General features: G+C 39.7%; 7 protein-coding genes. 1 reads left to right on the top strand and 6 read right to left on the bottom strand.

Annotation, left to right across the window (positions count from 1 at the left end; translation table 11 throughout):
• Window positions 1-68: 68 nt before the first annotated feature.
• Entirely contained in the window at window positions 69-2402 is a 2334-nt protein-coding gene (gene tamL, locus WKT20_RS05190; RefSeq protein ID WP_340416977.1) for a translocation and assembly module lipoprotein TamL, read from the bottom strand.
• Window positions 2374-7008, bottom strand: a complete 4635-nt coding sequence (locus tag WKT20_RS05185) for a translocation/assembly module TamB domain-containing protein (RefSeq protein WP_340416976.1) — start codon at window positions 7006-7008, stop codon at window positions 2374-2376. The genes tamL and WKT20_RS05185 overlap by 29 nt, the downstream gene beginning before the upstream one ends.
• 116 nt (window positions 7009-7124) lie before the next feature.
• On the opposite strand from WKT20_RS05185, the gene WKT20_RS05180 reads away from it, so the two are divergent.
• Window positions 7125-8030, top strand: coding sequence for a nucleotidyltransferase (locus tag WKT20_RS05180; protein WP_118164125.1), 906 nt, complete (start codon window positions 7125-7127; stop codon window positions 8028-8030).
• A gap of 250 nt (window positions 8031-8280) precedes the next feature.
• Here the strand turns inward: WKT20_RS05180 and WKT20_RS05175 are convergent, their stop codons facing one another.
• From WKT20_RS05175 to WKT20_RS05160, 4 genes are all read right to left on the bottom strand, one after another.
• Entirely contained in the window at window positions 8281-9768 is a 1488-nt protein-coding gene (locus WKT20_RS05175) for a RagB/SusD family nutrient uptake outer membrane protein (protein ID WP_118164128.1), read from the bottom strand.
• A 30-nt stretch (window positions 9769-9798) separates the two neighbouring features.
• Complete coding sequence (locus WKT20_RS05170) at window positions 9799-12615, bottom strand: SusC/RagA family TonB-linked outer membrane protein (protein WP_278454151.1); 2817 nt, start codon at window positions 12613-12615, stop codon at window positions 9799-9801.
• A 202-nt stretch (window positions 12616-12817) separates the two neighbouring features.
• Window positions 12818-14422, bottom strand: a complete 1605-nt coding sequence (locus WKT20_RS05165; RefSeq protein WP_117701924.1) for a SusD/RagB family nutrient-binding outer membrane lipoprotein — start codon at window positions 14420-14422, stop codon at window positions 12818-12820.
• A gap of 12 nt (window positions 14423-14434) precedes the next feature.
• Window positions 14435-17455 carry a SusC/RagA family TonB-linked outer membrane protein gene (locus WKT20_RS05160; protein WP_340416993.1) on the bottom strand — a complete coding sequence of 1007 codons (3021 nt, stop codon included), beginning with the start codon at window positions 17453-17455 and terminating at the stop codon, window positions 14435-14437.
• Window positions 17456-17546 lie beyond the last annotated feature (91 nt).

The raw sequence follows: 17546 nt of genomic DNA, 5'->3' as shown, positions 1-17546 counted from the left end.
AGCCATTTATTTTGATTCACGAATCTGTATTTTCATTAATTTTTCTTGTCAGACTGTTAGCTCTGTTTTTAGAAAGGATAACCAATGGCAAAATGGATACCCATTCCGTCCTTGAATTTAGGGATATTATAGTATCCACTCTTTTCGGTGTCGTATGGCACATGAAGGGCAAAGCCGAAGTCCAGTCTCAGAATCAGGAAGGAAAGATCATAACGAATTCCGACTCCAGTTCCTAATGCTATGCTGTCAAAGAAATGTCGGAGACTGAATTCTGCACCAGGACGAGCTTCATCTTTGCGCATTAGCCATACGTTTCCTGCATCTAAAAAGGTAGCTCCGTTTAAGTTTCCGCCCAAAAAATTGGATAAGATGCGGAAACGATATTCCAGGTTGGCTTCCAGTTTAATGTCTCCAGTTTCATCTACGTAGGAATAATCGGAGTTGTTGGCCGGATGGAATCTTCCCGGACCGATGGAGCGTACGGTAAAGGCACGAATACTGTTGGCACCTCCCACATAGAACTGTTCGCTATAAGGTGCAATTGTCTTGTTACCGTATGCCCATATCACACCTCCCATCAGTCGGGTGGCTAACTGCTGCTTTTCACTGATGTGGTAGGTATATCTTACTTCTGAAGAATATTTCAGGAACTGTGCAAACGGATTTCCCAATAGTTCCTTCTCCTTTTTGCTGAATTTCTGTCCAAAAGCCGCATAAATGACGGATGTTACATTTCCGGCTGAGGTGAGCGAATTTTCCCACCACACACGATTCTTTTTCTTCCGGTAGCTATTGTCGTAAGTAACCGTGTAGGTCAGTGATGGAATGAATTGGTCGTCCAAGCTATGGAAGAGCACCGGGTTAGCGTTGGCTATGGAGTCAAAGCGTGCAGTACGGTGTTGCAAGGTGTTGAACGCCAGGTGAATTGGAGTTACGGTATGCTTGATGCTACGCTTCGGCTGAAAACTATAAGATACAGTACCTCCAAATGACAACATCTTGAAGTAACGGGCACGGTTTACCTGTTCTGCGTAAATCTTAAAGTTGGTTTCAGATGGGAAACGGAAGGGGTCTACCCGGTTTTTAATCCAGGGTAAGACTAATCGTGGAAAATTCAGAGAGAGGGCAGCCCCCAGCTCGTAAGAATTCATCACAGAACTTTCTCCGTCTACAGTGGAACTGGTCTGCCATTCGTAAGAACCTTTCAACTCTAAGTTCAATGAAGCCCCCATTCTTTTGAAATTCTTTTTCGAAAGATTGAATTTGGCTCCCGGCCCTGTTTGCTTGGTACTCTTGGTGGTGACATTAAGTTCCAGTTCGCTGTCGTAAGGTAGGTCGAACATGGCATTGACCGTAATGTCCAGGGTATCTCTTCCCGGACGAGGAGTATAATTGAAATCATTGTATTTGAATACGCCTAATCTGGACAATGCTTGTTGGGTATAGTTCTGACGTTGCTGAGAATATATTTCTCCGCTTTTATAAAGAAAGCGTCGGCGGAGTACCCCATATCGTATACCCGGCTTTTTCCCTGCATAATTGATGGTGAAGTTATGAAAATTCAATGAATCATTGGGTTGTTCTCCATTATGTCCTACCAGATTGATGCTTGTCTTTCCAATGTAGTAAGTACGTAATCCCTCTTCCGGAATATTATGTTTCTGTACAACTCTTAAGTTGACATAACCGGGACGAATCAATGTGTCGGCCATGAAAGTAATGAAGTCAGGGCGATAGAAATAATATCCATTGTTACGGAATAGTTCTACCAGGCGATTTCTTTCTTCGTCCAGTTTATTGACAGTGAACGCATCTTCTTTTATTAGCAGGCGTTTACTATATGTCGCCTGAATCAGACTGTCTTCTTTGGGTGAAAATCCTACATAGGTAACGGAGTCTAACTTGTAACGTTGTCCGGTGTATATGGTATAATTTAATTTGGCTTTCTTCGGATTCTTGGCAGTATCTACCTGTACTGTCACATTACCCTGGAAAAAACCATTCTCACGTAAAACATTGCTTGCTACCTTTGTACGGGTATCAGGATTGACGGTAGATACATAAATCGGGTCGGCGGCCAGTTTCTTGAAAATCCATTTGCCAATGCCTTTTTCGTATCGTTCAAATCGGTTATACACCCATAATCCCAAAGGGAGGGGAATACGATACTTAGGGCTGCCGAAAAATGAATTGTTCGGTGCCACGTTCAATGCGCCTTGTACTTCTTCCAGAGTTGCTTCTCCATTATCGGCTTCATTGTATCCCACAATTTTAGGAGTCGGTGTACCGATATAAAGCAACTCGTCTTCCGGAAGATGCTTGGTTGTGGAACATCCGGTTATGATAAACAACAGAAGTCCTGTCAGTAACAGTTTATTTATTCTTCTCTTCCTCATTTTCATCTTCTTCTTTTTTTTCGACTTCAGGCTGTGGTCTTTTCTTCTTTCTGAAAATAAACAATTCGCCCACTTTACTAACTTTCTTGCGCAGTACAATACCAGCTCCGGTTTCTATGACTTCTCCATCAAGCACACTTTCGTAGTTCTTGTCATGGAAAAGCTTGACGTAGCGAGTACCACTGTTGTCCAAACGATATTCCAATGAGATATTATCGATAAAAGACTCGTCCTGCTGCACATTATTACCTGTGGATACTTTTCCACCAATCACTACTCGAATACGGTTGTTCCAGAATCTCTTGGCAAATTGGAAGTTATAATCCGTAGATGTCTGTCCAGTTTCTTCTCCGTTATTGGTTTCTATACCGAAATTCACATCAATAGTCTTGAGGGCACTTCCAGCCACTTTAGAAATCTGGTCTTGCAGGAAAGAGTTCATGACACTGCTTCCACCACCTCCCAGTGTACTACCTTCTGTCAGGTACATACCTGTTACCAGCATGGTTACAGCTACCTTATTCTTTTCTTCAGCCGACATGGATGCCAATTCGTTTTGCATGGTACCGTCATCCGGTGCATCAATGATAAAGGTAAATCCTAAATTCTCCAGTGTATTGGTAATGTTTACACCCACATCGAAGTTGACCATGCGCGAAGCCTGCCCTTCTTGTGCCACAGAAGAACGTATTCTTTCCGTCGCTTTTATACTCATGAGAGGGTTCATTGCATTTCCACTCCATTGTATGTAACTTCCGCTTTGAATATGGAATGTCTTTAACTGGATAATTGGAAGCTGGTATTTCATTTCCCCACTTAGAAGAGAATATCTTCCGTTTAGAATCATATTTCCTTCCGGAGTATATTGGAAAGACAAGTCGCCACCTCCTTCAAAATACATGTAATTGCTTCCTTTTTCATCCATATTGACACGGCACTGTACCCCCTCGTCTATGTGTAAGGTCATCAGCATGTCAATACCTCCCAGTGAGAGGGCTGGAAGAACCCTTCTTTGTGCAGAAGTCGTATCGCTGAAGTTGGTAAAGGTTACAGTTTCCCCCAAACGGTCTTCTACAGTGAGTGGAGAATCCTGTAGGATATAGGTAAAGTTGCTTGTACCTAGGATATTCATATTGCCACGTATGTTCATATTATCTGGCGTACCTTTGAGAGTGGAGTGGAAATCCACGTACAACTTTCCATATACAAGCGATTGTTTGGTCTGTTTGGCATTCAGCAACTCAAAATTGTTGGCGTCCATTTTCAGATTCATCTTCATCTGGCTGAAATCTGCCATATCCACATCTCCGTCAATGGTGAAAGGAGTCTTGCCTTTTGTGAATATCTTGAAGCGGTTGAATGTGAGCTTACTATCTTTGATTTCCACAGGCCTGTCATCAAATCGAAGATTCAGAGAAGCTTGCGGAACATAGATATTCACACTGTCCAGATTGATTTTTCCATTCATAAGAGGTTGAGATGCATTACCGGTCATGTGCATGGTTCCGTCAATATCTCCACTTAACATGGCCATTTTACCAGGAATGAAAGAATTGGCTATTTCCAACGGAAAATGATGCAATGCCATGCGTGCATCAATTCTGTCCTCAGTTTGTTCTTTCTTTTCTGCAGGGAAGTATGATCCTTCTATGCTGATAATTTCGTTGTCATTCTGCATGATGAGGCCGTTGATATGTTGCTCTCCGCTTTGTTTAGGAAGATAAACTGCACTCAAAGCCCAATTCCCTAATGCTATTCCATTATAGCTAAGCTTATTGATGTTATTTTCAAGTGAAATTTGATCCATGCCTTCCTCTGTCTGTACATAATGTGCTTCAGAGTTGATGATGCCTTCTATATCAGGCATATATGGAATGACTCGTTTGAATTCTCCAATATTTATTTGGTTTAGAGACAAAGTCAGATCTTGTCGTGCCGTAGAGTCAGGGGTAGAATAAAAGCTGAGTCCTGTCCGCAATTCATCATAGATGGATAAATTAGCCATAATACGGCCGTCATCTCTCAGGTAGATGTAATTATCTGGATTAACCGTAAATTTGCGGTAAACCAGAATCGGATCAAATGGGGTAATGTGGAGACTGATTCCACCTTTTTGCAGACCAGCCACCATACCTATATTTACACCACATTCCTTTTTACCGTTCAGGTATTCAATGGTTGCATTTGCTTTGTCAGCTCCAATATCTCCATTCAGCATAATATCGAATGCCTCTTGAAACGGCTTGTCATTGGCAATCACTCCGCTACTGAATAAAATTTTCTCCGGCTGCTGAGTTGCATTAAAATAAATTGTATCAAAAGCCAGACTATCAGTCCTTAATCCATAAAGATTCATAGATGCATTCAATCCTTCTGCAGGGGAGGTGCGTATATTCACATTCATGCGGTCGAAATTTATCTTTTTGATGGCCAGTGTATTGGAAATAGGGTTGTCCTTCCCTGCAAAGATTCTGAACTGGGTTTCTGGCCACAGCTCACGAAGGGCTACCTGATCAATTGATTTTTGCTTCCATTGTGTACTCAGTGCATCCGTCAGTTTGGTTATCTGATTGCCTAACTCATCAATACCTCCTCGGCTTCTGAATAAAAACGTCAGGTCACCCGCATTCGCGTAACTCCTGATAGAATCGCGTGCCGTACTGAATCCGAAATGTATGTCTTTCGTCTTAAATGTCTTTTTTTCAGTAATTAAATTTATGTCTTTTACAGACAAACGAACACCGTGGCTCTTTTTCATGTCCGTTTTCAACTGAATATCGATATTTTCAGTAGTCTTTAACGGAGAGTTGAGCAATCCCATTCCGTATAAATCCAGGTTCTTCACTTGAATCAACATATCTGCAGCAATTGCAGAAGGGTGTAGAGATGCATCTAATTGGGATGAAATGTTCATCAGGTTATCATTCACATCCAAGTTGAGATTCGCTTTTGACTCTTTCAGGGCTGCATTAAGCTGTACGCCAGAGAAGATACGGGTTCCCCATTGAAGGTGATTGAGTCCGGCATTGGCTGTTAATGTAGTTCGTTTGGAAAAAAAATCTGTTCCTGCTCCTTCAAGTTGCATACCAGCAGAGAGATAAAACAACGAATCAGCTGGCAGGAAATCATGCAGGTTTAGCTCACTGATTTGCATATCTGCCTTATAAGCCTCTTTAAGGAGGTTGTATTCCACATTTAGCTGTACTTTTCCCTCATTCTGGCTTAAGGTAGTTTCGGTAAACAAATCGTTACCTTTCATACCGGCCTTTCCATGAATATTCATTCCTGACGGAATAACTACTCCGCCGATCAGACTACTCAGAAAATCCATTTTGTAGAAATCTGAATTCAGGTTGATGATTCCCTCTCTGGAAAGACTGTCGAGCACATTCTTTACCGTTCCGTCCATTTCCATCCGGAAACAATCGGGAATTTTAACCTGACAAGTGGTCAGTTTCAGGTCACTCAGACTTCCATCTACTCCAATACGTATTTGTAATGGAGCTGCAGGGAAGGATTGAATAAATTCTTGTGGCATGTCTGGAATCAGTTTGAACAAATCAGCTTTACCGATTTCAGCCATGAACTGCCCGTTCAATACGCCGTCCTGATTCTGTTCTGTGACCGACCAGTCTATCGTAGCTTTGAGAGCCAAAAATGAATTTGCAGTTTTGATTTGTAAAGAAGGCACACGTATGGCTTTCTCGTCTGCCTGTAATTGCCCCCCGGTCGATTTGATTTCCAGTCCCGAACGCTCTTTCAGTTCGAACTGATGCAGTAATGCCCGGATGTTATTCCCCTGATAGTATAGAGAATCCATCTGTAAATTGATGTCGGTCACTGCAATATGTGACGGATCCAATCCCTTCTCTATAGGAGGTGTATTCCCTGAGTTATAGTATAATCCACTCTGTAAAAGCTTAAATTCTTTAGCGGAATAAGCCGCTTTATGCAAGTCAACTAATCCGTCTCTTAAAGAAGCATTTCCGACTTTAAGCCCTAAATTCATGGAATCAAGCGGCATATCCATCTGAAAGTCCACATTGGCCAAATCAATCTTTTCTAATTTAAATTTCCAGAATGTAGGTGTACTTTGAGTGGTATCTTGTGCGGTTGTATCTGCCAGACATAGTTTCAGATTGGCATCTTTCAGTGTGAGCTCGTTGAGTACAGCTGTTTCCGGCGTCAAGTCAACTCCATGCGATTTCAAGAAAAGTTCACCCAGGTTTCCTTGTAAAGACATTCCCTCAATCAGGTCAGCCGTATTGACCGAAGCGTTTTTCAGTTCCACTCCGTCAATCTCTATCTGCTTCTTTACCAGAGGAAGCAATTGAATTTTTACGGTCAGCTTTTCTACATTCAGGAGCGTATCCTGAGGGTTGGTAACCGTGGTTTCATGGACGACTAAATTTAGTGGAAAAGAAAGCGAAATTCGTTGTATATGAATGTTCATCCCCGTAGTTTGCGAAGCGTATGATGTCGCCTTATCCACGATAAAATTCTGGACAGCAGGTATATAGATTAATATACACAATACTATAAAAAGGATAAATGGGCTTGCTAGTACAATTCCACCCCATTTTATATATTTTTTCATATACAATTGAATCATTAGTTATGCGAATATATAAAAAAGAACCCAAAGGTGATACATTTTGTTTATGAACAATGTTTTGAAATCACATTATTTGTTTACCTTTGCGTAGTTATTAATTTTAATACAATTCTATGAAACCAACTTTATTTGTACTGGCTGCCGGTATGGGGAGTCGTTACGGTGGCTTAAAACAGCTTGATGGACTGGGTCCTAACGGTGAAACAATCATGGATTATTCAATTTTCGATGCTATCCGTGGTGGTTTCGGGAAATTGGTTTTCGTAATCCGTCGTGATTTTGAAAAAGATTTCCGTGAAAAGATTGTAAGCAAATATGAAAATCATATTCCTGTAGAAGTTGTGTTCCAGGATTTGAACGACCTGCCTGCTGGCTTTACTTGTCCGGAAGGCCGTGTTAAACCTTGGGGAACAAACCATGCAGTGTTGATGGGCAAGAATGTAATTAAAGAACCATTTGCCGTAATCAACGCTGACGATTTCTATGGACGTGACAGTTTTGCCGTATTGGGCAAATACTTGTCAGAATTGCCAGAAGATGCAAAGAACGACTATAGCATGGTAGGTTTCCGTGTAGGAAACACTTTGTCAGAAAGTGGAACTGTTGCTCGTGGTGTATGTGCAACTGATGAAAATGCTCATCTGACAACAGTCGTTGAACGTACAGAAATTATGCGTGTAGACGGTGTGGTTTCTTACAAGGATGAAGAAGGTAAATGGGTTGGTATCGAAGATAATACTCCGGTTTCAATGAACATGTGGGGATTCACTCCTGACTACTTCGAACATTCAGAAAAATATTTCGTAGAATTCCTGAAAGAAAATATCAGCAACTTGAAATGTGAATACTTCATTCCGTTGATGGTGAACAAGCTGATCAATGAAGGAACTGCTACTGTAAAAGTACTGGATACTACTTCTAAGTGGTTTGGTGTGACATACGCTGCTGACCGTCAGAGTGTAGTTGACAAGATTCAGGCTTTGGTAGATGCTGGTGAATATCCTGCTAAATTGTTCTGATTAGAAAATAGATTATAATACTTATTAAGGAAAACCGGGATTGCAGAAATGTGATTCCGGTTTTTTTATTTAAGTTGTGTGCTGGCTTATTAAAAAACTTGCAGTGAATTATATAATAGACCGTTGAAGAGTGTGTATCTCAAGTAGTGTAAAATAAAAAAACCACCTCGGGTAATATATTCACCAAGGTGGTTCTTATCTTATTAATTCAGTTATATAATAAAACTATATAAACTGATATTGGTATTCATCAATTTCTTTGCGGCAGTGTTGATGACCAGTTTTCATTCTGTGCTACACCATAGCCTGTATTAACTTCAGCACTTGGAATTGGGAATACCAGGTTAGAAATTTTATAATTTGTATATACAAATGAAATGTTCGGAGCTTGAGTTGCATTAACTTTAGCCATTTCATCCCATCGGCGCAGGTCATACAAACGTAATCCTTCTTGGAACAATTCACGGGCGCGTTCATCTTTAATGAAAGACATCAGATTTTCTTTTGTAGATGGCAAATCACCGACAGATGTGATATCAGAATTACGTTTAGCTACAGTCAACAATGCCTTCTGTGCATTGTTGATAGTTCCATTGGCACTGTATAAATTGGCTTCTGCAATGATGAGGAACATTTCTGGAGCATTTACGATATAATTTGTCGCATATGCAGGGTTACCTGATGAAAAGTGAGAAAATTTACCACCTTTGAATTTAGGAACTTCTGGAGTCGATTGGCTATCCCATGCAAAAATGCTTGTACGGCAGTCATTTTCACCATATAAAGCCTGAAGTTTCGGGCTTGGGCTATAGTTATAGCTGCTCCACAATGTACCGCTTGAATTAGCTGACCAGTTCTGACTAGCTGTAATGGCAAGTGCAAACATACTTTCAGTATTAGATGTTTCACTGTTGTATAAAGCTTTATAGTTATCATTGCCATATGTAAGAGTTGAGATATCAGCAGCATTAAGTGCATTTTGTGCATTTGACATAGCTGCATCCCAATTTTCCATATATAAATTAGTACGTGCCAATAATCCGTAGACAGCTGCTTTACCGAAATATTGTAATTGTCCTCTATCACCACCCGCAGCATCGAAATGGCTGATAGCATTATTTAAGTCAGACAATACAGCCTCATAGCTTTGTCCTATGGTTGAACGGGATACTTTTTCGAATGCAGGTATAGGTGTATTAATTACTACGATACCCGGTTCAGAAGAAAAGTCTGTGCCGTTTACTTTTATTTGATGGCAGAATATATTTGTTAGCATCAATTGGGCATAGCCGCGTAATGAATATGCTTCGGCTAGGTATAGCTCAAGTTCAGCTTTTTCTTCTTCTGTTGCATTTTCGTATAAAGCTGGTATAGCTTCTATTATTCGAGCTGCATTATCGGCAACTTTATATCCATATTTCCATATAGAGTTTAAATAAGTATCTGTATCTACAATAGTGAATGTATAGATACCATCAAAATGTCCGGTTTTGCCATTCCAGTAGCTGATGTCTGTTGGAATATCTCCTATATTGATGGCATAATTGCCGGCAAAGCTATAATGGTATAAGTTATAATACGTTCCATTCAGTGCGGTTGAAATTTTTGAAATCGATGTCAGAGCATCTTCCGTATCGATGCCTGAATAATAATCGGTTTCCAGGAAAGTATCACCACAACTTGTCATGCCAGCTCCCAAAGCCATCAGCATAAATGCTTTTAATATATATTTTTTCATATTATAAAGTTCCTTTTAAGTTGCTAATAATTAGAAAGTAAGTTGGATACCTCCAATAAATGTACGGGTAGCAGGATATTGCCATGCTATAACACCGTTTGCTGATGTTTCAGGGTTGTAACCTACGAAATCACTTGCTGTGAATGTGTAAAGGTTATCTACAGAAATATATGCACGGAGTCTCTGTATCAGAATTTTTGTTGTCCATTTTTTAGGAAGAGTGTATCCAAGTGTCAAGTTACTTATGCGTAAGTAGTCCCCGCTATATAAGAAACGTGATGAAGTTGATGTTGCGTTATATGGATCTTTATAGATGTATTGAGGATACTTGGCATCTTTGTTTTCTTCTGTCCATGAGTTGAGTGCAACGTCTTCCAAAGGAGTTCTGAATGCCATTCCGAATCCCGTGAAAGCTGCTCCTGAATTATAGACTTTTCCTCCAAGGCGATAGTTGAATGACAATCCGAAATCAATGTCTTTCCATCTCAGATTAGTTCCAAATCCACCTAATACATTCGGATCGGCGTCTCCTACATAACGTTTAGCTGCGGCATTATAATCACTGGTAGTTTCGTTTCCTGTTTCGTTCAGATACCATAATGGCTTTCCTGTTTCACGGTCAACACCGGCATATTCTTTCATCTTGAATTGTGTATAAGGCCGGCCTTCTTCTATAATTTGGAATGTATATTCTATTGGTTCATCAGTAGACAATTTTACAACTTCATTTTCATTCCATGTCAAGTTAGCGTAAGCACTCCATGTCCAGTCTTTAGTTTGGAGAATATTAGCGTTAACAGAGAATTCGATACCGTGGTTACGGATTTTTCCGATGTTTTTGTAAGTCTCAGTCATACCAGTAGTCATAGACAAAGGTACCTGGAAAAGTGCATCAGAAGTAATTTCGTTATAAAAATCGAAAGTGAAATGCAGGCGATGCCACAATGAAAGATCAAATCCTATGTCGAATTTCTTGGAAACCTCCCATGTCAGCTCTTGGTTAGAAATACTTACAGGAATCATACCAGGCGTCTGGTTATAGTTATAACCAGCACCGTAGAATCCACGGGCTGCATACCAGTCTATATCCTGGTTTCCAACAGTACCATAAGAGGCACGTAATGTAGCGTTTGTAATTACATTGTTTCCGTTTAAGAAATCTTCACCAGAAATACGCCATTTACCTCCTACTGACCAGAAGTTACCCCAACGTGTGTCACTACCGAAAACAGAAGAACCGTCTCGACGGTATGAACCTGAGAGATAATATTTATCAGCATATGAGTAGTGTGCATCCATAAAGTAAGAAGCCAGACGAGCTTCTTTTTTGTAGTATTCACTTCCCTGTTCTGTTCCGGCTGTAGTCAAATCACGCATGCCAGAATCAGCAAATGGGAAATCAGACTTAGCATAATATTCATAGAAGTATGATTTCTTTTGCATTTCTTGTCCTAACATTACACTGACATCATGTTTGTCGGCGAATTTATGATTCCATCCAACTACGTTATTCCATGTAATTACTGTGTTACGTGAATTGTACTGCTGTCCTAATCCGTTATAATCCATGGCTTGTGGATTGTAAAGTGCACTCCAATATTGGTATTGGCGTAAATCTGTAAGATTGACACCCAAAGTGGTCTTAGCATAGATTCCTAATCCAAAATCAACCTGTAAATATGGATTCAAGTTGATAGTTTGCATCTTATTTTCATTCAATTCTCCCGTATCCTCATCCATTAATGCTACAGGGTTGTACATATTTATGTTGTTGTAGTTTCCTTCAGAGTCATATACAGGATCCATCGGAGTCTGGCTGGATATTGCAGCAGTTAACGGGCTTGACATAGAACCACCGGTAGACAATGAGAATCCGTTTTGTGTAGAATAACTGTAAGATGTATTTACACCGATAGTTGCCCATTTGAATTTTGAATCAAGATTCATACGTCCTGAGAATCGTTCCATATCCGAACCGATAATCAGACCGTCAGTGTTCAAATAACCTAAACTTACATAGTAACCGGTATTTCCGTTTCTACCTTGTGCGCTGAGGTTATAGTCCTGATAATATCCTTTACGTGTGATGGCATCCATCCAGTCTGTACTGGTTTTGCGATCCCAACCGAAATAGTTATCAGCCAGGTAATTATAATTTTCTTGCCAGTCTCCTCCTTGGTAAGCCGTTAATCCGTCGGTGAACAACTTCATAGATTCTTCAGCGTTAGCAAAATCCATATTGTTGTTTCCCATAGATACGAAACCTTGTTTAATGTCTAAATTCAAGTTGAATTTACCTTCTGAACCTTTCTTCGTTGTTACTACAATAACACCGTTGGCAGCACGTGAACCATAGATAGCTGTAGCTGCCGCATCTTTTAATACGGTAATGCTTTCGATATCGGCCGGATTAATTGAGGACATCGGGTCTACCATGTTGTTGTCACTCGTACTTATTGCGTCAGTATCAGAGTTTACTGGCATTCCGTCTATTACGTAAAGTGGCTGTGTTCCTGAATTCAATGAGGCACGTCCACGTATATATACAGATCCCCATACACCTGGCATACTGGTAGAGTTGTTCATTTGTACACCTGGAACAGAACCTTCCAGTACTTTTACAAAGTTTGCATCATTCTTTTTAGCAATAGCTTCTTCACCAACAATAGAAGCTGCACCTGTAAATGAAGCTTTACGCTGTACACCATATCCGGTTACTACGACTTCGTCAAGTACCTCAGCATCAGACTTCAGTACTACATTTACATTTGACTTAATCTTCACTTCCTGCGATTGCATTCCGATGAAAGAAATGACCAAAGTTCCGGCGGAACTGGAATTATACATAATCTCATAATAATCAACATTTTACAATAAACCTCCTATCGGTCGAATTCTAAATGCTGACAGCTTTAAAATCAAAGAAGAGATAAATTTTCTACCTGCATTCTACTAAATCATAAAAAAACTTACCCAAGCATACATTTCTGTAAACTTGGGCAAGTTCTTAACGTTATTAATTTTTTAATATTCTCAATAGAGTCTTATATTAGCGAGTTCCTCCAGCCCACCATACATTCTCGGTAAATACGTATTGACCGTTTCCATAAGCAGATTGTATATTGGGATTTGCACTAACTTCATCGCTGCCATAAGGAGCACGTAAAGGGAATTTCTTTTCGTTTTGAAGTCCATAAAATGCTTTAAGATCTTTTCCCTCAGCTTGTAAACGACGTACATCATTATAGCATTCAGTCGTTTCTCCATTAGCTCCCCACATTCCGATATATTTCTGAATCATTGTTTCCTGTAAAGGATTTGAATCAAATAACATACTGATATGGGCATCGAAATAGTTCTCAGCCTCATTGGGGGTAATAGCTGTAGATGAATTAGCTGTTATAGGATATACTGTTTGCCTTAAAGCTGATGAAACATTATTCTCCATATTCATCATACTAGCTACAACGGCTTCTTTTAATGCGTTTTTCGCTTCTGGTAGCTGATTTAACCGTACCAATGCTTCTGCTTTAATAAATAATAACTCATGGTAACTTTGCAATAGTGTAGGAGCATCACTGGCAAATCCAAATATAGAAGTGGTATATTTACGTTGTTCTTGCTCTGGATTGCCATTAGGAGCTAACAGCAATCTTGAATCTTCTGAACCTGTTATTTGTGAACCGCTACTATTATTGTCAAGCGCAGTCACATATACACGCCTAATACGAGGATCCTGACGCGCCACCAGCTTATCGTACATACTTTTACTTGCTGCCATATATTCGCGGCTGTCAAAGAAATCAAAACACGGATTTACATTTGTAGCTCCATCATATATAGAAAAAGCTGCTTGTTCGTCTGCTGATTGTGCAGCCTTATCAATACATTTCAATATAGTATTTAATGTACTTGTTTGATCAGAAGATTTATTAAGCGTGTGCAGAAGATAGCGGGCCTTTAAACCGTATGCAAGTTTCAGCCAATTATCTGCAGCCTTACTTCCACCTCCAAATAAAACATCTTGGCTTCCAGGACCTCCCGTAGCATGTTGATCTCCTTTGGGCAAATCAGCGATGGCATCATCTAAATATTGAAGAATTGCGGTGTAAATGGCTTCTTGTTTATCTAATATTGGAGTCATATACTGAGGCTTTCCGTTATCCAATTGCGGCAAAGCGGCTTGACTAAAAGGAGCATCACCAAAAGCATCAGTAATTAATGCAGAGTTAATGGCGACCAAAACTTCTCCCATACCTTTGGTCGTATAATTGCCTGGTTGGGTCCCTGTTTCAGAGCATTTATCAATAACTATGCGTGCATTCTTCAGGGTGCTATATAAATTCATCCATATATTATTGAATGTAGATGAAGCATAAACTTCACTGAGACGTGTTTCAGCATTCCAAAGTTGATTGTAGATTCCGACTTCCTGCTCTATGTAAGACGAAAAATAATGATTAAAATCCCCTCCGACATTACTGAAAGCTGTAGATGTAATTACATCCGTCAATATGAATTTGGCATCAACATCGTGTGCGTTATCACGGTCTTGATTAATCCGGTCCATTTTGTCTTCAGAGCAAGAAAACAATGCTCCGGCAATTAAAGCCACAGACAAACAGGTCTTAATGTTTTTATATGTAAATTTCATATCGTCTTTTGTTTAGAATTTAAATGTTAAACCAAAGCCATAGCTTGAAGTCCCTGGCATAGAGAAACGTTCAAAAGCTCCCGCCATATTGTTGTTCCCCAAAGTCGCTTCAGGGTCAAGGCCTGGAAGCTGAGACCATATCAAAATGTTGCGTGCAAAGACATTTGCTGTGACATTCAGGAATTTCTTTTCTAGAATAGGATAACTAAGAGATATTTCACGCAGTTTGATAAACGAATTATCATAAACAGAAGCTTCATTAATACCATTTAAAGCATTGAAATAATTGAATGCGTTTTCTCCTTTAATCTTGATATCATTGGGAGAATAAGATCCGTCTGCATTTTGTTTTACAGCGGGCAATTCAAATAAGAAGTCTTTCTGACTACGATAATCGGCAGAACGCTGGGTCACACCATAATAGTCAAGAACCCCCATTGTTCCACAATACATTTGTCCTCCTTGCTTCCAGTCGAATACTGCAGACAAACGGAACTTATATAATTCCAGTGTTGTATTAAAACCTAAACGAAAATCAGGAGAAATACGACCGATAACTTGAGGCTCTCCAGCTTGCGGCATACCGTTTTCATCTACTACGATGTCTCCGTTCTCATTGCGAAGATATCCTGTACCGTAGATTACCGGGAACTTTTCACCAATGCTGGCACGTACTTGTGGAGTTACAAACCCTCCTAACATAATACTGTTTACCCCATCAGCCAATTTATCTACATAGTTATCTATTTTGGAGAAATTAAACCCTAAGTCCCAGTATACGTTTTTCTTGTCAATAGGCTTAATTGTCAGAGTGAGTTCATGCGCATTAGTGTGAATAGCTCCCCCATTTGTTACCATTTCACTATAACCTGTTGAAGTAGATAAAGGTACTGCAAAAATCTGATCTTTTACATTCTGTCGAGAATATGTATAATTTAATGAAACAAGACCATGCCAAAATGCTAAATCTAATCCAACTTCGTATGACTTTGTGTTCTGTGGTTTCAAATTGGGATCATAAACTCTATAATAAGGAATATAAGAAGTAACAGATCCGAAAGGGTACTGTATTGGGGTTCCAGCAGAGAAACCTCCACCATATCCTGGCACGGCATACAAGTTTTCTATATATTCACCAGCCATACCAACTTCGGCATATGAACCTCTTATTTTTCCAAATGTCAGTACAGAGTTATCCTTCAAGCATGGAAGTTCTGTAAAAATCCATCCTAAAGACACAGACGGATATGTAAATGATCGATTTCCACGGGGCATAGAGGATACGATGTCATTTCGGACTGTAGCATTAAAATACAACATGCTTTTCCACGATAAAGAAAGATTGGCAAAGTTTCCAACTGTGCGTTTTTTTGTTGTACTTTGTCCAGACTGGAACGTTGTGGCATTTCCTATATGGTTCCATCCAGGGAAATTAAAATTATAGCCTTCTGCAGTAGTAACTCTTGTAGATTTGTCAACCCATTCATTACCGTATAAAAGATTCATGTCCAAGTCTGAAGTTATTTTCCAGTCATAAGTCAGTGTGAACAATGAGTTCATTTCAGTAATAGAATAAGTATCTTGTCTGGAGTAGCCTGTAGCAAAACTAGAGTCCCCATATCCATAGTTATCAGAATAAATGGTGCTGTAAGCATCTACCCCTAACTGATATTTTGCTGTTAAACTATGATTATCTGTTCCAAAATTTGTATTGTATTGTGCATATGTATTTCCGAAAAAGCGCTGAGAGCGTTCTTCGAATGAATTATTATCTGTTGCCCAATACGCATTATTAAATGTTGATGAACGATAATTGTTCTGGGTGTAAGGATCACCTTCAATGTATGACGGAATTCCATTAAAGTCATAACTAGACGGAGCACCGTATATGGTTGCAACTACACCTTCATTACCTGAACTTTGCTTTTTTATCTTTGAAGTAATAAAATTACCGCTAAAACCAGTTGTCCAGTTCTGACTAAGATTGGCAGTTGCATTTAGTTTCACATTATAGCGATCCATTCCTGTATTAGGAATAATACCATCTGAAGTACTGTTACCTAATGAAAATGAATAATATCCTTTATCAAATGCTTGTGCCACATTTACATTATTACTCCAAGATATACCTGTATTAAAGAAGTTTTTTGCATTATCATATGCTTGTGGTACTGCCCATGGGTCTAACCCCGCAGCTGCACGTTGAGGCACATAATACATTCCTTCATGTTTGCCATATTGCTGAGTATAGGCATTATCCGTATTACCTCCATAGGTTGCATCATTCGCTAGATCTGCAATTTTAGGTCCCCAAGCAGTAGATGCATACGGTGAGTATACTCCATTCGCTCCTTGTGCGTATTCTTTCTGAAACTCGGGTAGGGTCGAAACCTTCTCAAATGAAAGATTAGTGTTTAACGTAATTGTCGGTTTGCCTTTTGCTGCCCCTTTTCCACTTTTTGTAGTGATTACAATAACTCCATTAGAGGCTCTCATACCGTAAAGGGCAGAAGCTGCTTGTCCTTTCAGGATATTAATACTTTCGATATCGTTCGGGTCTATGTCTACAGCTCGATTGGCAAAATCTGCACCAGCCACACTACCCGTATTGCGAGTATCGGTATCAATATCAGCAGCTGATGAAATTGGCATACCATCTATTACGTACAATGGAGTATTGTCTCCAGTAAAGGAACGTACGCCACGAATAGTTATCTGCGATGAGGCACCAGGCATACCTGAAGAAGGTGTAATGTCAACACCTGAGACTTTTCCCTGTAATGCGGAGGAGAGGCTTGTGCTAGCAGCTTGTGTCAATTGATCTCCTTTTATATCCTGCACAGCATAAGCTAAGGCTTTCTTTTCTTTAGATATACCCATAGCAGTAACCACAACTTCATCAAGTACTTCGGCATCAGACTTCAACACCACTTTTACGTTCGGCTTAATCTTCACTTCCTGCGATTGCATTCCGATGAAAGAAATGACCAAAGTTCCGGCGGAACTATAAAGTATTATAAATTGTTGATTTATAAATAAATAGAAATTATTCAATTAAATAAGATTTGTAAATCAAGATAGCTTGTAAACTGATATTCTATACGGATTTTCTACCAAGATTATA

The organism is Phocaeicola sp. ICN-14070, assembly GCF_037892625.1.
Taxonomy (GTDB): Bacteria; Bacteroidota; Bacteroidia; order Bacteroidales; family Bacteroidaceae; genus Phocaeicola; species Phocaeicola plebeius.
The sequence above is the reverse complement of the archived record's forward strand: the minus strand, read 5'-3'. Positions and strand labels throughout refer to the sequence as shown.